At 61.4% G+C, this 24,771-nt stretch carries 19 protein-coding genes; 11 read left to right on the top strand and 8 right to left on the bottom strand.

Annotated elements, in window-relative coordinates; all coding sequences use genetic code 11:
• The first annotated feature begins 47 nt into the window (after positions 1-47).
• From P8L30_06920 to ggt, 3 genes are all read left to right on the top strand, one after another.
• On the top strand, positions 48-983 hold the full coding sequence (locus P8L30_06920; protein MDG2239917.1) for a TAXI family TRAP transporter solute-binding subunit: 936 nt from the start codon (positions 48-50) through the stop codon (positions 981-983).
• Between the two features lie 185 nt (positions 984-1,168).
• Positions 1,169-2,752 carry an amidase family protein gene (locus P8L30_06925; protein MDG2239918.1) on the top strand — a complete coding sequence of 528 codons (1,584 nt, stop codon included), beginning with the start codon at positions 1,169-1,171 and terminating at the stop codon, positions 2,750-2,752.
• A 5-nt stretch (positions 2,753-2,757) separates the two neighbouring features.
• Positions 2,758-4,476, top strand: a complete 1,719-nt coding sequence (gene ggt / locus P8L30_06930; GenBank protein ID MDG2239919.1) for a gamma-glutamyltransferase — start codon at positions 2,758-2,760, stop codon at positions 4,474-4,476.
• Positions 4,477-4,483: 7 nt separating this feature from the next.
• On the opposite strand, the gene P8L30_06935 is transcribed toward ggt, so the two are convergent.
• The 3 genes from P8L30_06935 to P8L30_06945 all read right to left on the bottom strand — a co-directional run bounded on the left by P8L30_06935 (position 4,484) and on the right by P8L30_06945 (position 10,675).
• Positions 4,484-8,110 carry a M1 family aminopeptidase gene (locus P8L30_06935; protein ID MDG2239920.1) on the bottom strand — a complete coding sequence of 1,209 codons (3,627 nt, stop codon included), beginning with the start codon at positions 8,108-8,110 and terminating at the stop codon, positions 4,484-4,486.
• Positions 8,107-9,027 (bottom strand): ABC transporter ATP-binding protein, encoded by a 921-nt coding sequence (locus P8L30_06940; GenBank protein MDG2239921.1) that lies wholly within the window; start codon positions 9,025-9,027, stop codon positions 8,107-8,109. Before P8L30_06940 ends, P8L30_06935 begins: the two co-directional genes overlap by 4 nt.
• A gap of 376 nt (positions 9,028-9,403) precedes the next feature.
• The gene (locus tag P8L30_06945; protein MDG2239922.1) at positions 9,404-10,675 is read right to left on the bottom strand and encodes a M20/M25/M40 family metallo-hydrolase; all 1,272 of its coding nucleotides are present in this window, start codon (positions 10,673-10,675) and stop codon (positions 9,404-9,406) included.
• Positions 10,676-10,805: 130 nt separating this feature from the next.
• On the opposite strand from P8L30_06945, the gene P8L30_06950 reads away from it, so the two are divergent.
• Positions 10,806-11,552 (top strand): carboxypeptidase-like regulatory domain-containing protein, encoded by a 747-nt coding sequence (locus P8L30_06950; protein ID MDG2239923.1) that lies wholly within the window; start codon positions 10,806-10,808, stop codon positions 11,550-11,552.
• Here P8L30_06950 and P8L30_06955 read toward each other — a convergent pair.
• From P8L30_06955 to P8L30_06970, 4 genes are all read right to left on the bottom strand, one after another.
• Entirely contained in the window at positions 11,549-13,216 is a 1,668-nt protein-coding gene (locus P8L30_06955) for an amidohydrolase family protein (protein ID MDG2239924.1), read from the bottom strand. The genes P8L30_06950 and P8L30_06955 overlap by 4 nt on opposite strands.
• 135 nt (positions 13,217-13,351) lie before the next feature.
• Positions 13,352-14,485 carry an amidohydrolase family protein gene (locus P8L30_06960; protein ID MDG2239925.1) on the bottom strand — a complete coding sequence of 378 codons (1,134 nt, stop codon included), beginning with the start codon at positions 14,483-14,485 and terminating at the stop codon, positions 13,352-13,354.
• A gap of 452 nt (positions 14,486-14,937) precedes the next feature.
• Positions 14,938-16,266 carry a membrane dipeptidase gene (locus P8L30_06965; GenBank protein ID MDG2239926.1) on the bottom strand — a complete coding sequence of 443 codons (1,329 nt, stop codon included), beginning with the start codon at positions 16,264-16,266 and terminating at the stop codon, positions 14,938-14,940.
• 94 nt (positions 16,267-16,360) lie between these two features.
• Positions 16,361-18,766 (bottom strand): prolyl oligopeptidase family serine peptidase, encoded by a 2,406-nt coding sequence (locus tag P8L30_06970; GenBank protein ID MDG2239927.1) that lies wholly within the window; start codon positions 18,764-18,766, stop codon positions 16,361-16,363.
• Positions 18,767-18,967: 201 nt separating this feature from the next.
• Between P8L30_06970 and P8L30_06975 the strand changes: the two genes are divergently transcribed.
• Positions 18,968-19,360, top strand: coding sequence for a hypothetical protein (locus tag P8L30_06975; protein MDG2239928.1), 393 nt, complete (start codon positions 18,968-18,970; stop codon positions 19,358-19,360).
• A gap of 176 nt (positions 19,361-19,536) precedes the next feature.
• Complete coding sequence (locus P8L30_06980) at positions 19,537-20,700, top strand: aminotransferase class V-fold PLP-dependent enzyme (GenBank protein ID MDG2239929.1); 1,164 nt, start codon at positions 19,537-19,539, stop codon at positions 20,698-20,700.
• Between the two features lie 14 nt (positions 20,701-20,714).
• Here the strand turns inward: P8L30_06980 and P8L30_06985 are convergent, their stop codons facing one another.
• Complete coding sequence (locus P8L30_06985; GenBank protein MDG2239930.1) at positions 20,715-21,119, bottom strand: DUF192 domain-containing protein; 405 nt, start codon at positions 21,117-21,119, stop codon at positions 20,715-20,717.
• Between the two features lie 336 nt (positions 21,120-21,455).
• On the opposite strand from P8L30_06985, the gene P8L30_06990 reads away from it, so the two are divergent.
• The 5 genes from P8L30_06990 to P8L30_07010 all read left to right on the top strand — a co-directional run.
• Positions 21,456-21,716, top strand: a complete 261-nt coding sequence (locus P8L30_06990) for a hypothetical protein (GenBank protein MDG2239931.1) — start codon at positions 21,456-21,458, stop codon at positions 21,714-21,716.
• Positions 21,713-22,357, top strand: coding sequence for a c-type cytochrome (locus tag P8L30_06995; protein ID MDG2239932.1), 645 nt, complete (start codon positions 21,713-21,715; stop codon positions 22,355-22,357). The genes P8L30_06990 and P8L30_06995 overlap by 4 nt, the downstream gene beginning before the upstream one ends.
• 13 nt (positions 22,358-22,370) lie before the next feature.
• A complete protein-coding gene (locus P8L30_07000) occupies positions 22,371-22,535 on the top strand; it encodes a hypothetical protein (GenBank protein ID MDG2239933.1) in 165 nt (54 codons plus the stop codon).
• A gap of 3 nt (positions 22,536-22,538) precedes the next feature.
• Positions 22,539-23,210 (top strand): hypothetical protein, encoded by a 672-nt coding sequence (locus P8L30_07005; protein ID MDG2239934.1) that lies wholly within the window; start codon positions 22,539-22,541, stop codon positions 23,208-23,210.
• Between the two features lie 16 nt (positions 23,211-23,226).
• Positions 23,227-24,771 (top strand): cbb3-type cytochrome c oxidase subunit I (locus tag P8L30_07010; GenBank protein MDG2239935.1); only part of this gene is annotated, 1,545 nt, incomplete at its 3' end.

The following is a 24,771-nucleotide window of genomic DNA, read 5'->3' on the forward strand; positions in this document are numbered from 1 at the left end:
TTCGCAGCGGTCGATCGATTTGAACACAGTCCTCGGAGATGTCCCCGGTGAAAAAAACTTCTCTCCTCGCAGTCCTGCTGGCTGCTAGTGTCCTGACCGCGTGCAGTACTGAAGGCGGCCCTGAGTTCCTTTCACTGGGCACGGCGGGAACCGGCGGCATCTACTATCCGCTGGGTGGCGCGATCGCGAGCCGACTCTCGATTGCCGACTCCGCTCGTCAGTTCACCGCGGAAGTGAGCGGCGGATCCGTAGAGAACATCAATCGCTTGGCTGCGCGTCAGATGGATCTGGCGTTCGTCCTCGCGGTGACAGCGTTCCAGGGACAGCAGGGCGAAGGTGACTTCACGCAAGCCGTCTCGGATCTCCGGATCTTGGCCCCTCTGTACCCCAACCTGACGCACGTCTTGGTCTCGGGTAAAAGTGCCGCTGAGACCATCGCGGACTTCGGGGGGATGCGGGTGTCCGTTGGTGCGGCGGGCTCCGGTACGGAGCAGATGTCGAGGCACCTGCTCGAAGCACATGGACTGACCTACGACGACATCAATCCTCAATACCTGTCCTTTGCCGAGTCCTCGACGGCGCTTCGGGATGGGGCAATCGATGCGGCGATTATTTCTGTGGGGTATCCCGCAGCGGCGGTCCTAGAAGCCACGACGACCGGGAATGTGAAGCTCCTGCCAGTGACGGCCGAGGGCGTCGAAGCTCTCCGTTCCGTGCATCCCTATTACACCACAGGTGAAATACCCGCTGGTACCTATCCAGGGGTCGAGGAAGCCGTGCCTACCGTGGCGGTCATCAATTGGATCGTCGCGTTGGAGTCACTTGACGACGACGTCGTGACGACACTACTGAGCATGCTGGCTGATGACCGGGCATCCCTCGAGCAGGTCCACGCCATGGCGAAGCAGATCGATCTTGATCGCCTCGTGGATTCGCCGATCCCGCTGCACCCCGCTGCGGTGCGCTGGATGGAGAACCGCTAGGACTCACGGCGTCGATCCAAAGTTCGGCCCCATGCCCTCCGATGACGGCCATCTGCCGGTACTACTTCTGTCCAGCTTGATGTTGATTGCGGTGCCGCGCAAAGTGCGGATGCGGTTGAGCGGGAAGGGGCGTACGATGTCGTTGGCTTCAATCCTACCTCGTGTCACTCCCTCCAGGGGCTTCCATGTCGATCACGACTCCCACAGTCCTGCGCGTTCTCCGACTCGTATCAGTCGTCGTGGTGTTCGCAGCGATTACCAGCACCGCCGCAGCGGCTCAGTCCTTCGACGTGGTCGAAGCCACGATTGCGGAGGCCCATGCCGCCATGCGGTCCGGGGATCTCACATGCCGTGCGTTGGTCCAGGCCTATATCGAGCGGATCGAGGCGTACGACCAGGCAGGACCGATGCTCAACACGGTCCAGACGCTCAACCCTCGGGTGCTTGAGGAGGCAGACGCCAAGGATGCTGCTCTGGAGCGGGACGGCCTCACCGGCCCACTCCATTGTGTGCCGGTCCTCCTGAAGGACCAGGTCGAGACTGGTGATATGCCGACCACTTATGGGTCCGCCCTATTTAAGAATTTCCAATCGGATCGGGACGCGACGATCGTCGTCCGTATGAAGGAGGCAGGGGCGATCATTCTCGCGAAGACCAATATGGGCGAGTTCGCTTCACGTTACGTAGGGTCTGCGTACGGCATCATTCGGAACCCTTATGCCACTGACCGGAATCCCTCGGGATCGTCGGGTGGGAGTGCCGTGGGCACGGCGGCGAGCTTAGGCATGGTCTCGATTGGCGAGGATACAGGCGGGTCGATTCGGGGACCGGCCTCGGTTACGAACCTCGTCGGGCTGCGGCCGACGCTCGAGCTGGTCAGCACGTATGGCATGATGCCCGCGAACCCCACGCACGACACCATGGGGCCAATGACGCGGACCGTGACGGATGCTGCGCTCCTCCTCGATGCCATCGCGGGGTACGATCCGAATGACCCCTTAACGGCCAAGTCGTTCGGAGAAGTGCCCGACTCGTACACGGAGTTGCTAGACACTCGGGCCCTAGAAGGCGCCCGTGTCGGGATCATCCGGGACCCGATGGACACTAGAACGGATCCTTCGTCTGAAGACTACACGAAGGTTCGTGCCGTGATGGATCGCGCGATCGCACAGCTGAGTGCCTTGGGTGCTGAAGTCATTGATCCGCTTGAGATCCCAGGACTCGAAGTTCTTGGGACGATCAACAACAGCTATGAGACGGAGCAGGCTACCAACGAGTATCTCGCCCAACTCAGCGATCCACCGTACACGACGTTCAGGGACATCCTACTGTCGGGGATCGTGAATCCGTGGCGCTCCCTTGCCATGTGGGGCGTGGCCGGCAAGACAACGGACGACCCTGGGTACCTAGAGGTGATGCTCAAGCGGGATGCGGTTCGCACCGCGGTGCTCAAAGCGATGGCGGACCACAATCTCGACGCCCTGGTGCATGCGACATTCGACCATCAGCCCACACTCATCGCTCTGGACGTCGAGACGAATGCGACTCCGAAAGACGGGTATGGATGGGGGGACAACCGTCAGTTGAGTCCTGCGACTGGCTTTCCTGCGCTTACCGTGCCGGCTGGCTTCACAACGGACGACCTGCCGGTGGGTATCGAGTTCTTAGGACGGCCATTCACGGAAGGGATGCTCTTGAGCCTCGGGTATGCGTTCGAGCAGGCCACGGGGCATAGGCGGGCGCCGGCCAGTACGCCAAGTATCAGGTAGCGAAGATGGGATACCGAGACTTCCTCCGCATCACTTCCGTCGCGCTCGTCATGCTCTCTGTGGCTTGCGCCACAGACGATGCAGCCCATGAGGTCATACCGGACCCAGGCACATACAGAAATGGCCTCGTGGTCAGCGCCCACGAACTCGCCTCCCAGGTCGGCATAGACGTCATGAGAAACGGTGGCAACGCCGTTGACGCCGCCGTGGCGACGTTCTATGCCCTCGCAGTGGTGCTGCCCTCTGCTGGTAACATCGGAGGCGGGGGCTTCATGGTGATTCGCACACCCGATGGTGAGAGCTTCGCGATCGACTTTCGTGAACAGGCCCCAGGCCGGGCGTATAGGGACATGTTCCTGGATGAAAACGGTGACTTTGCGCAGGACCTCACCCGGGTGGGAGCCCTCGCCGCCGGGGTGCCCGGCTCCGTAGCCGGAACGCTTCATGCTCTCGAACTGCACGGGACGATGAATCGTGAGGAAGTGATCCGCCCGGCCATTGGACTGGCCCGGGATGGCTGGGTGCTCAACCAGGACATGGGCGGCGAGCGCTTCGCCCAATTCCCGTCGTCGCAGGCAGTGTTCAACAAGCTCGACGGCACGCGCTACCTCACGGGAGAGGTGTGGGCCCAGCCGGACCTCGCCGAGACCTTAGGAGCCATCGCCGAAGAAGGCCGGAGCGGCTTCTACGGTGGTTGGGTCGCCGACCGCATCGTCGAGACCATGGAGGCTCACGGCGGACTTATCTCCCATGAGGACCTCAGGGGGTACGAGGTCAAAGAACGCGTTCCCTTGCAGGGCAGTTATCGCGGGTACGACATCGTCTCCATGCCGCCCGTGAGTTCCGGAGGCATCACCCTGATCGGTGCACTCAACATCCTGGAACGCTACGACCTTGCTGGGATGGAGCAGGGCCAGGGAGCAACGCTGCATCTCATGGCCGAAGCCATGCGCCGGAGTTTCGCGGACCGGAATTGGTACATCGCTGATCCCGATTTCGTGGACGTGCCTCGTGACGTTTTGGTCAGCAAGGAATACGGCGACCACCGGGCGAGTGACATCGATCCTGAGCGTGCCACCCCCAGCGATCAGATCACACATGGCGACGTGGACGTGGCAGTCTCGGAGAGCAATGAGACCACCCACTTCTCCGTGGTCGATGGGGACGGCATGGCGGTTTCCGTGACCACGACAATCAACTCGGCCTACGGAAGCCTCTTGGTGGTGGACGGAGCCGGATTCCTCCTCAACAACCAGATGGGGGACTTCAGCGCCCGGGCGGGCGTGCCGAACCACTCCGGCCATGTGTACAGTGATGCCAACAGCATCGAGCCGGGCAAACGCATGATCAGTTCACAAACGCCCACGATCGTCGCCAAGGACGGCAAGAACTTCATGGTGGTGGGCGGCGACGGCTCGGGCCGGATCATTACCGCGGTGCTCCAGACCATTGTAAACGTCATCGACCACGGCATGGGCATCGAAGACGCTGTCATCGCCCCCCGAATCCATCATCAGTGGTTACCCGACCACATTGAGTATGAGGAGGAGTCGGGCGGCGGCGTTCCACCGGCGGCGTTGGTCCAGTTGGAAGCGATGGGGCACACACTCATTGCTCGGCGACATGGGAACATCCACGCGTTGATGATCGACCCGGAGACCGGGTGGTTCACGGGAATTGCGGAGCCGAGGAGGAACCCGTCGGGGAAGGCTGTGGGATACTAGGAGGCAGCTAACCCCCCTCACCCCCCACCGTCACCTCCACCACGTTATCGTCCTTGTTCCGATCCACGAGCTTGTATCTCGGATCGATCCCCGCTCGGACAGGCACCCCGTCCACCCGGAGCTCAATGGTCTGCTCGCCCGACGTGACCCAGTGTTTGGCCAGGTAGAGCGTCGTCTCCTCACCGTCCTCGTCCTCACCGAACACCGCGATATCCACGAGGTCGTTGATGGCAATCTCACTCTCGTTTCCGAGTGAGTCTGCACGGAACTTCGCGAGGTTCAGGTCCAGTTCGACGAGATACGAACCTTCTGCTTGTTCCTCGGCCGTCGCGTCGACCGCCCGGTTCTCGTAGAGCGAGATCGTCTCGAACATGTCCTCGATGATGTAAGCCAATGAGTCAGGCGTGGCAGCTCTGAGGTGCTCGAGTAGCATGAGCGAGTTCGGGTACGGCGGGCCCATGTAGCGGGTCTCGTCCAGGAAGTCGGAAAGAGCTTGGTTCACGGCCGCCTCCCCGATGTAATCCTTGAGGGCGTACATGATGACCGAGCCCTTCCGGTAATGGATGTAGCCCTGGTTCTCATTGAGGATGAGCGGCAGCTCCTTTTTGGACTCGAAGGCCCGCCCCTGGAGGTAGCTGTCCATCTCGTATTCGAGGAAGCTCTTCATTTTGTCCTCGCCGTACTCCTGCTCCATGACCATGAGTGCCGAGTACTGGCTCATGGTCTCTGAGAGCACGGTTGAACCCTGCACGCGTCCGCCAATTACCTGATGCGCCCACCACTGGTGCGCGACTTCGTGTGCGGTGACGTAGAAGGGGTAGTCGATGTCATCCGGGTCATTCGGATCGACGTCCGCGATGAACCCGATGGCCTCCGAATACGGAATCGTGTTCGGGAAGGATTGGGCGAACGACGCGTACCGTGGGAATTCCAGGATACGCACTTGTTGGTGCTGGTACTCACCCCAATTCGCGCTGAAGTAGGCGAGTGACTTCTTCACGCCATCGATCATGCGCTGGACGTTGTACTCGTGCCCTTCGTGGTAGTAGACGGCGATGTCGACGTCATTCCACGTGTCGGTCGCGACTTCCCAGTCTGCGGACAGGAACGAGTAGAAGTTGAGAATCGGGTCGTCCATTTCGTAGCGGAAATAACGACGTCCGTCTTCGACCCATTCCTCTTGGATGTATCCAGGTGCGATCGCGATCTGGTCTTCGACGGTACTGACGAGGGCCTTAAAATCGATCCAATCGGCGTCACTCGAGATGTAGTTGTTCGAGAGTCCGACGGAATCGTCGACTGCTGCCACTCGGTCCCGCGGCTCGAAGCCGTGTTTCCGGCGCACATTGTCGTTCCCGAGCTCGCCGTTCGCGTTGTAACCCAGGCTCGGCATGAGTCCCGAGTTGATAAACGTGCCGTTTGAGACGACGCCGAGCGTCGCCGAATTCCCGAAGCCATCGACCTGACGCGTCAGATCGAAGGTCAGTGTCGTGGTGTCGCCGGGCAGGAAGGGTTCATCGAATTCATAAATGCGATAGGCCAGTTCTTCGTCGTTCAGGACGAGCTGTGCAGACCGACCGAAGTCGAGCGCCTGAACGTCGAGTGTCGAAGACAGGTTCACATGAACCGAGTCGATGGCGCCATCGGTCTTGTTCGTCATGGTCAGGACGCCGCGTAAGTCTGCGTCCCGCTCTTCGGGATAGATGTCCACTTCCACATCGACTGCAACGATGCGGGGCATGGGCATGCCCTCGAACTGCTTGTAGTCCCTCTCGTACCGCGCTTGGAGTTCCTCACCTTGGAGGCTGGTGCGGTACTCGTTGAGGACGTTCGTGTTGTAGAAGATGAAGCCGCCCGTAGCCATCACGAGCCCGATGGCAAGCGCGCTTGTGCCCAGCAGCTTCGGGGACATGCGCCGCTTCGCGATGCGGAAGCGGAACCGGCCACCACCCTCCAGACCGCGGACCCAGAAGAGGTTCGAGACGAAGGCGAACAGCACCGCGACGGAGCCCCAGTAGACCTTGAACCAGAAAAAAGGCCCGAGGAACGGCCCGAAGCTATTCATGTCCGAGTAAGTCTCACCGATGTCCGATCCGTATCGGTAGAGATTGTGCTCCATGCCGAGCTGGCCCATGAACAGCGTAAAGACGAACAGGCCAATGATGAGCATGTGGCCCATGTACTTGTGGTTCACAAGCGTGTGGATGAGCAGGGCGATGACGCAGAGCAGGATGTAGTCGATCCAACGCAGCCCGAAGAGCGTCTGGATGTAGAGCCCGATCTCGAACTCGAAGTACCCACGAACTGCCTGGCTGACGAGGCCGGCGAACATGATGACGATTAGCAGGATCCCGACGGTCAATGAAAGTGCGATCAGCTTGGACACGAAGGGGATCCACGTCTTCATGGGCGTGGAGTCGTAGAGCTGATCCGCTTTGAGATCACGCTCCTCCCAAACGAGTTCGCCCGAATAGAAGGCAATGAGCACGAGTACGAAGAGGGAGAAGCTCCCTTCAAGGACCTCAAGTGTCTCGTAGGTCACCGGGAAGGTGGACGTCCCATAGAGCTCGCCGACCAGCGGAGCGCTGAGGCCCAAGAAGAGAAGCCCAGCGCCCACGATGGCCACGAAGTAGACATTTCGCACGACGGATCCGAACGCCTGCTGAGTCATCGACGAGAGCTGCGCGACGGCGGCAGCACCCGAGAACGAACGCGTGGCGTGAGGAATCTCCACGCGGGTCACTCGTCTACGGACCGGAGCATCCGGAACGGGAGTCTGCTTCTTCTTCCCGAACGGCAACGATGGGCCGATGTGTGAGAACGAGAAGATCTTGTAACACAGCGCGAAAACGCCAAAGCCGATCGCGATCCACAGGAGACGGTTGTACAGGTACTCGCCCGTCACCGGGATCATGAGTGTGTTCTTTTCGGCGACGGTCCAGTACTTGGTGAGCGTCGTAAACGCCTGTCCTCCGAAGGGGTCGATGAGGCTCGCCACGAACTCGTTTTCCATGTCCGAGACGAGCTGTCCCGAGATCAGGTACCCAATGAGAAGGACGGCTCCGCCGACGTAGTTGGGGAGCATGCGCCGAGAGATGAGTGCGAGCCCAAAGAAGAGCGCGCCGGTGAAGAACATGTTGGGCAGGACCAGATTGATGAACGGGTCTAGATAGTGCGACGGCAGGTGGGGGCCGAGGCGTTCCGCGTCGAGGAAGGGCAAGAGCGCGCCGAACCAGACCCCGAGCGGGATGGCGAGGAAGACGAACGCGTTCGTGACGAGTCCGCCGAAGAAGCGACCACCGAGGAATGCGGCTTTGTTGATGGGCTGGGTGAAGAAGAGTGGGAACGAACCAGTCTCGAAGTCACGTTGCGCGGAGTGACCCAGGAGCGCCGCGGTCACGATGATGCCGAATAGCGAAAGCGACGCGACTAGGCCGAAGAGCGCCCAAGGAGAGTTCACCGCGACGTTTCCGCCGCCGCCGCCGAATCCGACCGATACGCTGTCGAAAGCGCCGCCGATGGCTGACATCAGAAGGACGGACAGTCCGAAGAAGATACCGAAGTACACGTACGTCGAGATCCGCCTCGCGTAGTAGAGAACCTCGAACTTGAAGACGGACAGGAACTGGCTCATGAAGCGGAGTCCGCAATCTGGACGGCCTCTTCTCCGTCCACACTCCGGCCGGCCCCGAGCATGGTTGTGAAGTAGACGTCCTCGAGGTCGGGCTCGACCGAAACGAACGAATCATCCGGCTGGTTGTCCGCCTGGACGTGGATCACACGACTGCCAGCCTGGAGCCTCGTTGAGATCACGTTGAGCCGATCGCTGTACGCGTCGATCTCGTCCTTGGCGATGCTCTTCTTCCAGATCTTCCCACGCAGGTCGTTGATTGCCTCGGCGGGGTCTCCTTTTCGGAGAATCTGTCCCCGGCTGATTACGGCCATTCGAGAGCAGAGTTCACTGACATCGTCGACGATGTGCGTCGAGAGGATGACGACTGAATTTTCACCGAGTTCACTGAGCAGGTTGAGGAAGCGCACGCGCTCCTCTGGGTCGAGCCCGGCCGTCGGTTCGTCCACGATGATCAACTTTGGGTCACCGAGCAGCGCTACGGCGATCCCGAAGCGCTGACGCATCCCGCCTGAGAACCCGCCCAGCTTCCGCTTCCTGGCGTCGGTGAGGTTGGTCTGCTCGAGCAGCGCGTCGACAACCTGTTTCCGCTCTTTCTTGTTCGTGATGCCCTTCAGAATCGCGAAATGGTCGAGTAGATCGACGGCGCGGACTTTCGGATACAATCCGAACTCCTGCGGCAGGTATCCGAGCGTCTCACGGAGTCGGTCCTTCTCGGTGAGGATGTCGATGTCTCCGAGATGTGCCGACCCGGTGTCGGGCTCCTGGAGCGTCGCTAGTGTCCGCATGAGCGTCGACTTTCCGGCGCCGTTCGGGCCCAAGAGGCCGAACATTCCCTGTGGGACTTCCAGCGTGACATTGTCGAGGGCCCTTACGCCATTGGGGTACGTCTTGGAGAGGCCTTCGATGCAGAGTTCCATGGGTGCCGTGCTCTTCTAAGGGAAGGGTCGCCTTGGTAGATCGTGACCTGCTCGGTCGAAAGTCAAGGGGCGCGGGGGTGTTGGCCGTACCCGGTGAGGTACCGTGGCGAGACCGGTGTGCTGCCGGTATGCTGGCAGCGTCGCCCACTATGAGGAGATGGACCCATGCACTGGACTGCTCCGCTCGCCACGAACCCGACGTCTCCAAGCCCTGATGGCGGACGCCCCCTTTCGGCCGATTCGGCTGCGGTCGGTTCAGCGTCAGGTCTTACCCGGCGGCAGTTTCTGGGAGCCGGAACGGCTGCAGGTGTGGTCGGAGCGTTGGGAGCGACAGGCTGCGCGAGGTGTTTGCCGAGGTCGCCGCGTCCTAGCGAACTCAGCTACCTCCGCCGAGGCTCACTGCCAGCAGATAGACGTGCTGTGCGGTCCTCATCATCCCATCGATGTCCGCCCACTCCTCCGGCTGGCCTCGTTCACCCCCACGGGAGCCTCCCAGCCCTATCGAGAGCGTTCCCCCCGCGACCGAGACGTTCATGTTCGAGGAGCCGGAGGTCGACAGGGTCGGTTCGTATCCGAGATGACGTGATATGTCGGCTGCGTTGATCACGAGGTCTGACTGAGCCGCTCCAGGAATCTGGCCGCCTGGTGTCAGCTGGAACGGTTCCATGGTCAGATCGATCGTCGTCTCCGTAGTCACTGCTGCGAGAATTCCCCCTACCTGTCGCTCGATCGATTCGATGGTGCCGGCATCCATCGACCGGATATCCAACGAGAACCAACCCTCCTCGGGTTTGTGATTGAACACGGAACCACTTTGGAGGACCGAGATGTTGATGCGGGTGCGCGAGTCGTCGGTGCGTGCGGCGTCCGGAAGCGACAGGATGCGATCCACCGAACGCCCAATCGCCTGGTTCACGTTGGGGAGGCCACCGGAAAGTGTGTGTCCCCCAGGGCCGCTCGCGATGACCCGCCACCAGTGGATGCCCAGCGCACCATAGGAGATGCTGTGACCGTCACCTAGGACGTCGACGAAGGCTTCGGCACGGCCTCGGTACTCCTCGTAGAGGGCCTGCATCCCGAGCATACCGGTCTCCTCCTGCGCGACCGCGGCGAAGACGAGTGTCAGCTCGGGCTGTCGGCCTGTCTCGAGATAGGCCTGAGCCGCAGCGACGATAGCAGCGCTTGTGACCGAGGTATTCGTTCCCGGCCCTACGACTCGACCGCCTTCGATTCGGGGAAGGGAGGCGGCCGCTCGTTGTTGGTCGGCCACGGTGGCGAGGTCGTCGAGTGTCGAGACGAAGATGATGGTGCGTTCTGATCTCCCCGGAATGATGCCGACGGCGTTTGGGCTCTCAGTGACGTGGACGTCGCTGAGGCCGATCTCTCGCATTCGATCGGCGACCGCTGCTGCTCGGTCGTGCTCCTGTCCCGACGGAGAGACGATGCCCCCTATGATGCGCAGGAAGTCGGCGGTCTCCTGCCTGCGTTCATCGATGTACTCAAGCCCGGTGCGCACGGACGGCTGACCGAGAGCTCCCTCGACGCTCACCGCCTGCGCGCTCGCGCCATCGGCACAAAGAACAAGGGCTGACGCAGTGAGGATCGTTGCCATGGCGGCAGAGGCGGGCCGGATCGAGCGAATCGTCATGGTTAGGCTCTGCGTGGTGGGGTGCTGTGGTGCACCCACTTGGGACGAGAGTGGTGTGATGGCAGGGTAGGATCCCTAGTATTAAGGGACAAGCTGAAAGCACCCACACCCCTGCGGCGTACACGCAGTTATGAGTCCATCAATCCGAACGTTCCTGCGTCCGTCCGTCTTCGTGATGGCCAGCGCGCTTGTAGCGGGAGTGCCTAACGACCTCCCCGAAGGCTATTTGGAGGGCACGGTCCTCGATTCGTCATCAGAAAAGGCCATTCCGGGCGCTGAGGTCTTTCTCACGGTGGCCGGCGAGCGCCGGATCACTGACGTTGACGGGCGCTTTTCGTTCGGCGAACTGGATGTGCGTGGTCCCGACACGTTGGTCATCCGACACTTCAGCTACGACTCGCTCACGATCCCTATCGGCTCACCGGACCTGCCGGATATCGACCTCGAATTTCTGTTGTCCGCGAGGCCATTTGAGTTGGACGGCATCGACATCCGCGTCGACGCTCGTGTCCGCGATGAGGCGATGCGGTTGGCAGATATCTCGAACAGCTTTCATTGGGATCGTGCGGACTTCCAGAAGCACGTTTCCAGTGCCGCCCACATTGCTGATGTGCTGCGTTGGTCCGGCAAAGTGTCTCACATCACCGAAGACTCGGATGGCTACCGCTGCATCATCATCCGGCTGAGCGCCGGATGCGCCCAGGTGCTCATCAACAATGTGTTCGTGGCACCAGAGACGCTGGCGCATTACGCGCCCGAAGAGATTCAGAGTTTCGTGATCATGGACCCGATCAATGCGACAACCTTGTACGGGACCGGCGCCACTGCCGGGGTCGTGGTCGTGTATCTGCGCGGCGCGGGCGGAGGATCGCCTTAGCTCCCTCCGCGACGGATCACCCGTCCAGGCGCAGCACCCGTCATTTCGCCATCAGATAGTACCCGGGCTCCGTTGACGAGCACGTGCTCGACGCCCACGGCAAAGCGGTTCGGATAGTCCCAGTCCGATCTGTCGATGATGGTCTCAGGATCGAAGATGGCGAGGTCTGCGGTGTTACCAGCGCGGATCCGGCCGCGGCCTTCCAGGCCGAGGAAGTCCGCCGGGAGCGACGTGATCTTTCGTACGGCTTCTTCGAGTGAGAGAACACCTTCTTCGCGGACATAGTGACCGAGCAGTCTCGCGAAGGTGCCGGCGCTTCGGGGGTGTCCCTCGGGAGAGTCCGATCCGTCCGCCCAAGCACCGTCGCTCGCGATCATGTTCCACGGCTGCACCATGATCGCCCGCACGTCCGGTTCCTTGATGGCACCCAGTGTGAGGTTGATGGGCGAGCCTGTGGCGAGAAGGTCGGTGACTACTCGGAAGGGATCCTTACCTTCGGTCTCCGCGATCTCAGACAGGTAACGACCGACGATCTCCGGTTGGTCCGGTGCGCTCACGATGCGCATGCTCGTGTAGCCAGTGGCCTTGAGCCACGCGAAGCCACCGTCTACACCGTTTTCACTGGCTGCCTTAAGGGCAGTCCACTTGGCGGGGTCCGCTGCCGCGGCCGCTAGCTCGGCCTGCGCGGTCGCGATCATTTCTGGTGTCGGCTCCGCTCGCCCTGTCATCAGCATCTGCATCGTCTCGACGCCTGTCATGCCAGGTGGAACGACCACAATGCCGCCGATGTCCGCCGTGGCGGCGCCGTCGTACGGGTATTGGTCGGACACGATATTCGAGCCGCGGTCCCGCGCCTGCTCCACGAGCGCGATGATGTCGTTGATCACTCCTTCATTCTGGAGCCCGACACCCTTGATGTGCCCGATCTTTCCGCCGATTCCCGCCGACTCGGCGATCGTGATGACTTCTTGATCAGAGTCACGGAAGGCGTGTACCGGGTTACGGACATGAGAGTCATAGATGCCACCGAAGGGCTCGACCTCTTTGGCCATCGCGATGATTTCATCGGTTTGACTGAACATGCCGGGGTCGTACATGAGTCCGGTGCTGAGGCCGAGAGCGCCGAGCTCCATGCCTCGGCGCACCTCGGAGCGCATGACGGCGAGTTCGTCGTCGGTCGGGGCGCGCTGCTGGTCGTCACCCATGACCTCGCCGCGGATGCCATTGTGGCCCACGTAGTACCCGACATTCGTCCCGATGCCGAGCGAGTCGTGTGCAGCGATGAGGCGGCGTAGTACATCCGGGGTGAAGTACCCGTCCGGTCCACCGATCACGGTGGTGACACCCTGCCTGGCAACCCCTTCGTTCAGCTTGAATTCTTCCCGGGCGATCTGCGGGGACGTGTGGCTATGCACGTCGATGAAGCCCGGAGCAACGACCAGACCATTTGCGTCGATCGTGTCAGGGGCGACGGCTTGGCCAGACTCACCGACCCATGCGATCCTGTCGCCGATCATACCTACGTCGCCGACGATCCCCTCGGAGCCCGTTCCGTCGATGATCGTCCCTCCAGCTACCAGCAGTGTGAGGCTACCGGGCGCGGGGGGGATGGGGTCGCAGGCCACGAGGAGCAGGCAAAGGCCTGCTAAGGATATCGAACGCATGTGCAGGATCCGACGATGAGTGGTGTGACTGACCGTCACTCTATGGTGTCCCTCTTCACTTCGCATGGTGCAAAGAAAACGCCGCCGCGACCCATGTGGTCGCGGCGGCGCCTGGGCATCGGCTGAACTGGCGGGCTAGTTCCCAGGCAACGCCTCCGTTGGCAGCCCCGGAATGACATTCACTGCGTTCTGGTAGTAGACCTTCCGCAGCAGGTCGTCGGAGAGTCCCATGCCGTAGAGCTTCCAGAAGGCGTGGTAGTCACGGTAGTAGTCGAAGTACTCGTCGTTGGTCTCGAAGACGCGCCAGTAGTAAGGGTACTCGGCGGGCTGGAATGAGTCCTTCCCGAAGAGGATCCGGTCCGAGTACTTCTCGAAGAACTCGCGTGCGAACCGGGGCTGGCGGCCGAAGTCGTAAAGGACCGCGCCGAGCTCGCCGACCGTATTCGGGTATTTGTCGAATAGCTCGCCAAGGCGTCCGAGGTCGTTCCCGTACCAGCTCATGTGGGCAATGATCCACGTCGTGCCGGGATTCCGCTCGATCATCCGATCGCGTTCGGCCATCAACTCGTCGAACGTGGGGAAGCGCGCCTGGTCGTTGAGCTGACGCTGAGGATAAATCGACTGCTCGAGCCAACGTTCGTTCTCCATATCGTGGGGCTCGAAGAACTCTGCTGGGTCACCTGTGTGGACAAAAACCGGAATGCCGAGGCGTCCCGCCGTCTGCCACACGATGTCCAACTCCGGTTCGTCTAGGGTCAGACGAGTACCGTCGGCTTTCATGGTGAAGAGCCCGAAGCCTTTGTTCAGCTCACCGATGCCGACCGCTCCTGCTGCCACGTCCGCCTCGAGCTGTGCGGCGATCTTCGCTCCCGAACCCGGCGCCACATCGCGGAGGTCGAGGGTAGTGAAGAACGCGAATCGGTGTTCGAGCCCCGCTGCTTTCACCGCGTTGATCTGGTTGGTAAGACGTTCACCCGAGCTTCCGCGGGTCTGGATCATGACGCCGAGGTTCAACTCGTCCATTGCAGCCAATACGGTCGCGATGTTCTCGGGGTTGTCGAGCGTAGGCGGGTGCCCGTGCATATCGACGACCGGGAATTTAGCGCTCGGCACCGGGTGCTCGGGCACAACCAAGGTGTTCCGCGGGGTGTATTCCGTGATGCTGGGCGGCGGAATCTGAGGGTCGGGGATCCGGCGCTGTGCCTCGGCTGCTGCGGGGAGCAGAAGGGCGGCGAACGCTGTAGCGGTCAGGAAGCGGGAGAGGCGCATCTATGAACTCCGTCGTGATTGATCCGGCTGTACCGCATTAAGACACGGAAGGCTCGAAGGTCGCTGACAAGTGGTTGGGATCTCGCAGTTTGTACAGCGAGAGTGGGCGCGAGTTTCGCTGGACTGGCTCAATATGGCTCTTTCATCATAGAGACATGGCTTCGCTGAGCCATCACAGTGCTCGGCCTGAGCAGCATCACTCTGGCGGTTGTAGTCGGCGTGTTTGTTTGCTCATTCCGGAGCGAGGGGTCGCAGTAGCCGCGATGACGAACCTCAACTTGGAGGGGAGCGAAGCTTCGCGACTCAGAGCCGCGGCCTCCCGAACAGCAGGGGCGTTCGCGAACGCCCGTTAATGCCGATCGGGCTTGGCCCATAAGACGACCCCGAGACCCACCTGTCGGTGAGCCTCGGGGTCGTCGCGCAGAAGCGCGGTTGCTACCGACCGATAGCGATCAGCCGCCGGCCTGAATCTCCGCCGCTAGCGCCTGCACCTCGTCGAGCACCCGAAGCAGGTTGCCGCTCCACAGCATCCCGATCTCATCCTCGGAGTAGCCGCGGCGAACCAGCTCGAGCGTGACGTTGAACGTCTCCGCCGCATCGTTCCAGCCGCTGACGCCACCACCTCCATCGAAGTCGGAGCTGATACCGACGTGCTCGAGGCCGATGAGGTTCACCATGTAGTCGATGTTGTCCACGAGGTCCGCGACGTCGACCGGAGGAGCAACCGCGTTGACCTCGGCTTCCATGCGGGACTCCACGGCAGCAGCGACGGGGGCAAACGCCTCCTGGTAAGCAGCCCTCTCTTCCTCACTCATCCCGAACTGCTCGCGTCGCCCGACGACCTCAAAGCCCATTTCGGCGGCGACGGAGGCCTCCAGCGCGCCCAGCGCCTCGCGGTGCGAAGCGTTCTTCTCAGGGAGCAGGTAGCTCGAGAACGCTACCGTCTGGATCACGCCGCCGTTCTCTTTGAGTGCCATCAGCAACTCGTCGTCCATGCTCCGGCTCACGTCGCCGAGCGAGCGTGCAGCCGAGTGCGACCCGATCACCGGGGCACGCGACAGCTCCATCATCTCGAGGTTCGCTTCCTTCGACGGATGTGAGAGATCGATCATGATGCCCCACTTGTTCATCTCCGCGATGACTTCACGACCCAGGTCGCTCAGGCCACCGTGGAGCCAGACGTCGTCACGCTCGCCGGTGTTGGAATCGGAGAGCTGCGAGTGGCCGTTGTGCGCAAGCGACATGTAGCGTCCACCACGCTCAGCGAATTCCTGCACCCGACTGATGTCCATGCCGACGGGGTAGCCGTTCTCGATCCCGATCATGGCGATCTTTTTGCCCTCGGCGTTCAGCCGGCGCACGTCGTCCGACGTGAGCGCGAGGCCGATCCGGTCCGGAGCGATCTCTTCGGTCAGACGGTGGATCGCGTCGAACTTCTCGATCGCGTTGGCATACGCGGCGTCGAAGCCTGCTTGGTCGAGATCTCCCTGGCCCGTGTAGACGACCATCCAGGACACATCGAGGCCCCCGGCCTCCATCTTCGGCAAGTTCACCTGATTGCCGAGGTCCATCGTGTAGTTCCGCTCAGCCGTGAAGTTGGCCACGCTAATGTCGTCGTGTGTGTCGAGTGTGATCACACGCTCGTGGATGCCACGTGCGCGCTCGACGAGCTGGGCTTCGGCTTCGGCGCTGGAGTCCGCAGCGTCCCCGCCACCACATGATGCGAGGGCGACGGCAGCGAGGAGGGCGGTCAGTCTGGAGCGATGGGTCATGGTGGTCATGTCGGTCTCTCTGGGGTGCAGCTGTTCAGGTACTGCTATGACAAGAGAGGGCAGTGTAGTGCTGGCGGGTTAGGCTGGCCAGGTTTTTTTGGGCCTACCGGCGAATCCCTCTCAAGTGCTCATCGAAGAACGCCGCCTGCCTGCGCACGAGGTCATACCGGCTCGCCTCAGTCTCCACGGTGTGTGGCTCCACCGGGAAGTACATCACCTCGAAGTCCTTCTCTAGCTCAATGAGGCGCTGCACCAGACGTGCTGCGTCCTGGAAGTGAACATTGTCGTCCATGAGTCCGTGGGTGATCAAGAGTGGGTCTTCCAACCCTTCGGCGTAGTAGATAGGACTCGAAAGTCGATACGCCTCCGGGTTCTCTGCCGGCACGCCTAGGATCCTGCTGGTCCAGCCGTCGCTGTAGTGCGCCCAGTCCGTAACAGCCGCGCGAGCCACTCCGGCGTTGAATACACCCGGGTATCGGAAGAGAGAAGTCAGGGTTAGGAAGCCACCATACGAGACGCCGTAGATGCCGATCCGATCAGGGTCCACGCCTTCGTTGGCGGCGAGCCACCGGGCCCCTGCGACCGCACCGTCTGTGTCTGAGATCCCCATGGCGTCCGCGATGTCCGTGCGGTAGTCGCTGCCGTACCCTGCGCTCCCTCGATAGTCGAAGTCGAGCACGGTGTAGCCCTGCTCGAGCATGTAGTTGATGAAGCCGAGGTGGGTCGCGTAGCCGTACACGCTGTATCCACGGTGAGCGAACTGCCGGTATCCGCCGCCATGGATATGCACGATCGCCGCTCGTTCCGCGTTCGGCTTCTCCGGTCGGAAGAGCGAAGCCCACAACGGCCCGCCGTCTGGATGTTCGAACTCCACGATCTCCGGACGGGTGAGCGGGTGCTGGTAGTAGGCATCGGCTCCACTGACTGAGACACGCTGGGCGTCGGCACCGGGTTCGGCGTCTCGCACGTAGAGGTCTGGAAGCTGAACGCTCTCGCTGCTGATCACGGCGAGGCGTTGTCCGTCCGGTGACCACCAGCCCTCGTGCCGACCGGCTTCCGAGGTGAGGCGCTCCATGTGGCCGCCGGTCGCAGGCATCCTGTAGAGGTGATCTTCCGATGGGTGTTCACGGCTCGTCTGGAGCAGCCAGTTGGCCCGGTCCGGAGACAGCTGGGCGCTGCGGACCTCCCACGCGCCCTCCGTGAGGGCGCGCACCGCGCCATCCTCGTCTAGTAGATAGAGATGACTCCAGCCGCTGCGCTCCGACGCGAAGACCAACTCACCGCCCGGTAGCCACTCCATCAGCGCCGGTTGCAGGTAGTTTGCCTGAATGGGTGGGCCGCCGATCCACGCGTCGTCGTGGTCGTGAGTGAGTACGCGAGCGCTTGCTGAGGGCAGGTCGATCTCGGCGATCCACATATCCTCGTGGTCCTCGCCTATGAATTGAGCGACCGCTCGCGTGCCGTTCGTGTTCCAGACGGGTCCGTGCGGGAGTGTCTTCCCGTCACCGGCTTCGTCGAGGTCGATCCAGCGGACTTCGACGCTGTCTGTGGGGACGAGCGGGTCTACTGCTACCACACCCAAGCGAATCAGATCACGCGGTTCACCGGCCTTTGAGCGTGCGCTGTTGACCTCCGAGTATCCAGACTCGGAGACGAAGTCGACGTATTGAGTCGGCGGGCGGTCCTCTGCTGGCCAAGTCGCGCGGAAGGTGATCCACGCTCCGCCTGGGGAGAGTCGGATGTCGTCCACGCGGGCCGACTCGGGAAGTGGAATGGCCTGTGGCCTGGCCGGACCCGTGGACCGGAGCGCGGCTTCGACTCCGCGCCGAGTCTCCTGACGATCCCGCACAACGCCAAAGAGCTCACGTTGCTCCTCCGCCAGCCAAGCGGCAGCGTCCGATCCGGCGTCTGTGTCGCGCACCACCCGATTCGCCAACACGGTCAGCGCACCGTCACCTGTGTCGTACCGGTAGAGGGCGTCCTGTGACTCGAAGTGGACCGCGTCCCCGCCTGACGCGAACCGAGGGCGGCGTATGGCCTGCCCCATCGCCACAACCCGGCGGGTCCCTCGCTCGGCGTCGTAGAGCCACAGACCATCGCCCGAAATCCAGGTTGCTGCGGTCGCTGAGGCGTTCCAGCGCTGTTCCGCGCTCGGGACCTCGCCCCACTCCCCGCGAGAGAGCGATGTGACCCATTCTCCTGAAGCATCGGCAAAGAACCAAGGGTCATTCTGAGGGAGCTCTCCGACTTGCGGCCGCTCGTTCCAGCGGAAATACGCACCGGACCCGTCTGGAGCCCAGCGTACGTCGCTTACGCCCAGGCCAAGCCAGCGGTCGTCGCGAGACGCGTCTCTCAGCGTAAGGGGGCGAGCCTCGGTGGAGCCCCTCGCGAGGTCGGACTGGACGATTGGAGTCGCTATCCGGGACTGGGCCCGGAGGGGGGCCGCCGCGAGGTGCAGGAGGAGTGCCGAGGCGACGAAGAACAGGGGTGAACGGCTGGTCGGGCGCATGAGGTACCGGCGGGTTGAGAGGCTATCCGCCCGCGACGGTCGGGCGGTTGTTCTTAGTCGCCACAGGCGGGCTAAACGTGGCCGCCGTGTGGTGGGGCGGCAAACGGCTGGCCGCCGTCTTCGACGAAACCGCGACTTCGGCGAACCTTGGCCCCCGAATCGCGGTAGCAGTGAGGATCGACTCTCACATATCCCCACTCCATGTATCGCGCCCTTCTTCTTATCTCTCTGCTCCTGAGCGGCTGCTCTGACGTCGTCCGCCAAGTCGTACCCCTGGACGAACTCGTCCTGCAAGACAGCATCTATATGGATGCAGAGACGCTCGAGCCGTTTACGGGGCGGGTCGAACGGGTATTCGAGGACGATCCCAGGGAGGTGCAGCTCCGCGGTGACCTCGTGAACGGCATGTGGAACGGCGACATCATCGTCTATCACGAGAACGGGCGAATCCGCTATATGGGCTCGCTCGCAGACGGGGAAAAGTGCGGAGAGTGGATTGAGAACAGAGACTCGGATCCCCCCTCGGACATCCTCGCGGAACTCAAACAAGAGATTGAAAGCCTCGGTATCTACGAGCCCTGCCCGGAGCGGTAGCGCACCACCCATTGTCGGTGGGCCTGCACCTATATCGTGTTTGCGGCCCTGGTTAGTATCCAAGGATGCAAACACTCGAGATCGTCATCTTGGTCGTGGTCGGCGTCGGCTTCTTCGGGCTGATCGCCTATGTGGCCTTCATAGCCCGTGACCCAGACCGGGAGGTCTGACGCGCCATGACCCCACCTCTAGAGTGCCAACGGCACGCCTTCGGATTGCCGCGTGAAGAGCACTATCTGAATTGTGCGTACATGGGGCCTCTGCCCACCGCTTCCGAGCAGGCGGGTGTGGATGCGTTGGCCAAGAAGCGCGTTCCGACCCGCATCGTCCCGCCGGGTGATTTTTGGGCCACGGACGAGCTCCGGAGGCTGTTCGCGAAGCTGGTGAACGTGAAGGACCCGCAGCGGATCGCGATTCAACCCGGGGTCTCGTACGGCGTAGCATGCGCGGCGAAGAACATTTCTGTCGCACCTGGCCAGAACATTGTGATGACGCACGAGCAGTTCCCTGGGAACGTCTACTCGTGGCGAAGGCTCGCCAGCGAGTCCGGCGCGGAGCTACGCGTAGCGACTCCCCCCGAGGGACCCGGGAGAGGCGCGGGCTGGAACGAGGCTCTCCTCGCGTCGATCGATTCGGCGACAGTTGTCGTGGCCGTGCCGCACGTGCATTGGACAGATGGAACGCGATTCGACCTGGAGGAGGTAGGCCGGCGGTGCCGTGAGGTCGGCGCGGTCCTAGTCGTGGACGGAACACAGTCGTTGGGCGCCATGCCTTTCGACGTGGAGGAGGTCCAGCCGGACGTCCTCATCTGTGCGGCCTATAAGTGGTTGCTTGGGCCGTATTCCTTCGCTCTGTCCTATTTCGGGGAACGCTTCGACGACGGGATCCCGCTCGAGGAGACGTGGATCGCCCGCGACAAGAGCGACGATTTCCAGCACCTCGTCGACTACCAGGACGCCTACCAGCCGGGCGCGATCCGTTATGACATGGCGGAGAGGTCCAATTTTTTTCAGGCGCCCATCGCGGCTACGAGCATCGAGCTACTCCTCGAATGGCGCCCCGAGCGCATTCAGGACTATTGCGCTGAACTGACAAGCGGACTCCTCGCCGAAGCTGAGGACCTGGGCTTCTCGGTGGAGGACGCGGCCTACCGCGGCAGTCATCTGTTCGGACTCAGAATGCCCGAGGGGTTGGACTTGGCCGCGCTGAAGAGTGCGCTTGCCGAACGAAATATCTCCGCTTCGCTTCGCGGAACGGCTCTTCGTCTCTCGCCCAACGTCTACAACGACGAGGCTGATATCGAGGCGTTGATGAGTGTGCTCAGGGCGTCTGTAGCCTGAGAGCGGTCGCCCCCTCAGCGCCGGCCTTGCACCCCGAAGACGATGTCGGCCTGAGTCCCTACGGGAATATCCATCTCTTCGAACCAACCCTCGATGACCTCGAGTGCGAACAGTACCGGCTTCGTGCTGGGGTACGAACCAGTGTCCAGCGGCTCCATCTGCAGGATGTCCGTGATCCGGTAGGACGAGTCCATATAGGCGATGTCGAGCGGGATGTAGGTATTGGCCATCCAGAATGACTGGATAGCGGGCTGCTGGAAGACGAAGAGCATGCCGGCGTCCTCGGCGAGTTCGTCTCGGTACATCAATCCCGCCGCCCGTTCTTCGGGGGTCGCGGCTACCTCAGCTAGAACGGTGTCTGCGCCGAAGATGACCCACGCGTGGCCAGCGGGCGGTGCTGAAGGGGCCGAGGGTGCCACCGGTGTTTCCGAAGGGGTTCCCGACCCCGCAGTGGCGACTCGCGCCTCACTGTCAGCTGGGCTGCACGCCGATACTGCCACCAGGCACGAGATGGCAACGGCGAGCGAGCGCCCTATGCTGCTAAGAACCGTCGAAATCGGATCAGGAATCGTTCGTTTCAATGGTTGCCTCGACATTCGTTTTGGGCCTTCCCGTTCAGACACAGACAAGTGTAACTTAGGCGGCCTCACATCTGTTCCCAGGGGGGACGTCCCACCCCGCTGGATTGACTGAGACAATCGGTTCGCTGTGTGCTCCCTCGCGGGGGGCGGGTCTGAGACGGAGTAGCATCACTGATGGTCGAACAACAGCTGCTGGACATCCTCGTGTGTCCTGAAACCAAGCAACCGGTTTGTGTTGCAGGCGCGACCTTGCTCGCACAGCTCAACGTTTCGATCTCCCAGGGTTCCGTTTCGAACCGTGCAGGAGACCAGGTTACCGAGGCTGTTGCCGAGGGGCTCGTGCGTGAAGACGGTGACTGGCTTTACCCTGTGCGCGACGACATTCCGATCATGTTGATCGACGAGGCGATTCCACTATCCCCAGCCAAGTCATGATGGCTCGACTCAAAAACATGCGATTCACCCTAGCGCTGCTGCTCGGCGTTCTCGTGGCTGCGTGCGATGCGACCCCTCCTCCCGTGGGCATAGCCCGTGGCGAAGAGCTGTTCGACACGTGCGCGCCGTGCCACGGAGACATGGGCGAAGGCAACGCGGATATCGACGCTCCGGCTATCGCCGGACTCCCTCAATGGTACCTGGAGGCTCAGCTCGAGTCTTTCAAGGCCGGCTTCCGCGGCAAACATGTCGATGACCTTCCTGCGCTGCGCATGCGGCCCATGGCGATCTCGCTGACGCGTGACGGGGACGTTCCCTCCGTCGCTGAATATGTGGCGAGCCTCGAGGGTTCCTTCCCTGAGAGCACTCTGAGCGGTAACGCGGGGGCGGGTGCAGAGCGCTACGCTTCGGTGTGCGTCGCCTGTCACGGTGAGGATGGACTCGGCAACGAACTCTTGCGGTCCCCTCCCCTCGTGCAGCTGAACGATTGGTACCTCGTTCAGGAACTGCAGAACTTCAAGTCCGGTGCTCGTGGCGCCAACCCTGCGGACACATGGGGCGGTCAGATGCGCATCAACTCGCTCGCACTCGACGACCAGGCGATGGTGGATGTCATCGCTTATGTCCAGACACTACGCTGAGCGGAGGCCATTCATGACTGATATGACGCCCATCCCCGACGGAGTACAGGGTCCTGGACCGGACGATGAGAACCCAGCGCTCATCGATGCTTGGAAGACCTTCAAGATCACGGTGATCAGCACAGTGCTTTTCTGCGCGGCAGCGCTTGGCATCATCCTCATGACGAGGATGGGATAAGCCATGATCGATATCATTCAGGGCTCGACCTACGCCGCAGACATCGACAACCTGATCCTACTGATGGGGGTGCTGGTCGGATTCTGGTTCTTTGCTGCCGAGATCATGTTCTTCTGGCTCATTTGGAAGTTCCGGGCGAAGGAAGGCCAGAAGTCGCAATACTTGGACGGCACCGAGAATCATGTGAAGAAGTGGATCACGTGGCCGCACGGGCTGGTCCTCGTTTGTGATGTCTTCATCGTGATCTTCTCCATCATGGTGTGGATGGACGTGAAGCAGCAGCTCCCAGTCGCGGACAGCACGATTCGAATCACTGGCCAGCAGTGGGCGTGGACGTTTCAGCATCCTGGCTTGGACAACGAGCTTGACACGGCGGACGACATTTTCACGGTCGGTGAGCTCCACATAGAAGTGGACAAGAACTATCACTTCAAACTCGAGTCCCGTGACGTACTGCATTCGTTCTCGGTGCCGATCTTCCGCATCAAACAGGACGCGGTACCGGGCCGGTCGATCACAGGTTGGTTCAACGCGACCGTGACAGGCGAGTACGACATTCAGTGTGCAGAGATCTGCGGGATTGGCCACGGCGTGATGGCTTCTCGGATCTCCATCGGAGATGCGAACCAGCATGCAGCTTGGGTCGCCGCGAACTCCGTTTCGACGACCCCGTAGGCCGAGGACAATTTAGATGTCAGACACTGCGGTCGCTGTACAGCACGATGAGCATGACGCGCACGCCGGCCATCATGGTCCCCAGGGGATCCTGAAGTATCTCTGGTCGACGGACCACAAAGTTATTGCTATGCAGTACCTCTTCACCGGCATGTTCATGGCGGTGATCGGTGGCTTCATGGCTTATGTGTTCCGGATGCAGTTGGCCTTCCCGGGCATCAGCGTACCTGGCTTCGGCCAGGTCTCGCCGGGTGAGTACAACGCTCTGGTCACCAATCACGGCACGATCATGATCTTCTGGGTGGCGATGCCAGTACTTGTCGCCGCCTTCGGGAACTACCTGATCCCGCTCATGATCGGCGCGGACGACATGGTCTTCCCGCGCATCAATCGCCTCTCCTATCAGATCTTCCTGCTCAGTGCGCTGGTGCTGCTGGGCTCGCTCTTCGTTCAGGGCGGTGGTTTCGGCGGTGCGTGGACCTCTTATCCACCGTTATCCGCGGTCGGGGCGTACAACCAGACACAACTCGGCTCTTCGTTGTGGCTCATAGCCGTGGCGCTCGAATTCGTCGCGTTTCTGTTAGGTGGTATCAACTTCATTACCACCTTGATGAATTCCCGGGCGCCTGGAATGAAGGCTTACGACATCCCGCTCGTCGCGTGGATGATCGTGATTGCCAGCATTCTCTTCATGCTTTCGGTTGGGCCGCTCATCGCCGGTGCTGTGATGCTGCTCTTCGACCAGACGCTCGGGACGGGCTTCTACGACCCGGCACGCGGCGGTGACCCGATTCTGTGGCAGCACCTCTTCTGGTTCTTCGGTCACCCCGAAGTCTACGTGGTGCTTCTCCCAGCGATCGGCATCACGATCGACATCATCGCGACCTTCGCGAGGAAGAAGGTCTTCGGATACAAGATGATGCTCTACACGACGGTCGCGACCGGTGTGCTGAGCTTCTTCGTATGGGCTCACCACCAGTTCGTCGCCGGAATCGATCCGCGCATGGCGAACGTCTTTACGGTCACGACGCTCCTGATTTCGGTTCCCATCGCTGAGTTGTTGTTCGTGATCATAGCCACGCTGTATGGCGGCTCGATCCGGCTGACGACTCCAATGCTTTGGGCACTTGCCTTCATGGCTGAGTTCCTGATTGGTGGTGTGACAGGGATTTTCTTGGGTGCGAGTGGCGCGGACATCTACTTCCACGACACGTACTTCGTACTTGCTCACTTCCACTACACGTTCTTCCCGATTGCAATTATTGGGTCGTTCGCGGCATTCACGTACTGGTTCCCGAAGATGTTCGGAAAAATGATGGATGAGCGCCTCGGCAAGATTCACTTCTGGGGCACGGTGATTCCGTTCAACTTCATCTTTATCCCGCTCTTCGTGCTTGGGATGGGCGGACAGCATCGCCGCATCTACAACTATCAGCACTTTCCTGAGCTGGCCGGACCGGAGATGTATCAGCTCCGCCAGATAGCGACGATCGCCCTGTTGGTCATGCTCGCCTTCCAGTTGGTGTTCTTCTACAACTGCATCACTAGCTGGATCAAGGGT

Source organism: Longimicrobiales bacterium (assembly GCA_029245345.1).
Lineage (GTDB): Bacteria > Gemmatimonadota > Gemmatimonadetes > Longimicrobiales > Gaopeijiaceae > CALFPJ01.

What these genes read in the sequence shown, in the direction of transcription:
- P8L30_06990 (MDG2239931.1), top strand. Translation starts at nt 21,456, where the DNA reads ATGGTCGAACAACAGCTGCTGGACATCCTCGTGTGTCCTGAAACCAAG.
- P8L30_06965 (MDG2239926.1), bottom strand. Translation starts at nt 16,266, where the DNA reads ATGACCACCATGACCCATCGCTCCAGACTGACCGCCCTCCTCGCTGCC.
- P8L30_06955 (MDG2239924.1), bottom strand. Translation starts at nt 13,216, where the DNA reads ATGCGTTCGATATCCTTAGCAGGCCTTTGCCTGCTCCTCGTGGCCTGC.
- ggt (MDG2239919.1), top strand. Translation starts at nt 2,758, where the DNA reads ATGGGATACCGAGACTTCCTCCGCATCACTTCCGTCGCGCTCGTCATG.
- P8L30_06995 (MDG2239932.1), top strand. Translation starts at nt 21,713, where the DNA reads ATGATGGCTCGACTCAAAAACATGCGATTCACCCTAGCGCTGCTGCTC.
- P8L30_06960 (MDG2239925.1), bottom strand. Translation starts at nt 14,485, where the DNA reads ATGCGCCTCTCCCGCTTCCTGACCGCTACAGCGTTCGCCGCCCTTCTG.
- P8L30_06970 (MDG2239927.1), bottom strand. Translation starts at nt 18,766, where the DNA reads ATGCGCCCGACCAGCCGTTCACCCCTGTTCTTCGTCGCCTCGGCACTC.
- P8L30_06925 (MDG2239918.1), top strand. Translation starts at nt 1,169, where the DNA reads ATGTCGATCACGACTCCCACAGTCCTGCGCGTTCTCCGACTCGTATCA.
- P8L30_06975 (MDG2239928.1), top strand. Translation starts at nt 18,968, where the DNA reads ATGTATCGCGCCCTTCTTCTTATCTCTCTGCTCCTGAGCGGCTGCTCT.
- P8L30_06935 (MDG2239920.1), bottom strand. Translation starts at nt 8,110, where the DNA reads ATGAGCCAGTTCCTGTCCGTCTTCAAGTTCGAGGTTCTCTACTACGCG.
- P8L30_07000 (MDG2239933.1), top strand. Translation starts at nt 22,371, where the DNA reads ATGACTGATATGACGCCCATCCCCGACGGAGTACAGGGTCCTGGACCG.
- P8L30_06945 (MDG2239922.1), bottom strand. Translation starts at nt 10,675, where the DNA reads ATGACGATTCGCTCGATCCGGCCCGCCTCTGCCGCCATGGCAACGATC.
- P8L30_06950 (MDG2239923.1), top strand. Translation starts at nt 10,806, where the DNA reads ATGAGTCCATCAATCCGAACGTTCCTGCGTCCGTCCGTCTTCGTGATG.
- P8L30_07005 (MDG2239934.1), top strand. Translation starts at nt 22,539, where the DNA reads ATGATCGATATCATTCAGGGCTCGACCTACGCCGCAGACATCGACAAC.
- P8L30_06940 (MDG2239921.1), bottom strand. Translation starts at nt 9,027, where the DNA reads ATGGAACTCTGCATCGAAGGCCTCTCCAAGACGTACCCCAATGGCGTA.
- P8L30_06980 (MDG2239929.1), top strand. Translation starts at nt 19,537, where the DNA reads ATGACCCCACCTCTAGAGTGCCAACGGCACGCCTTCGGATTGCCGCGT.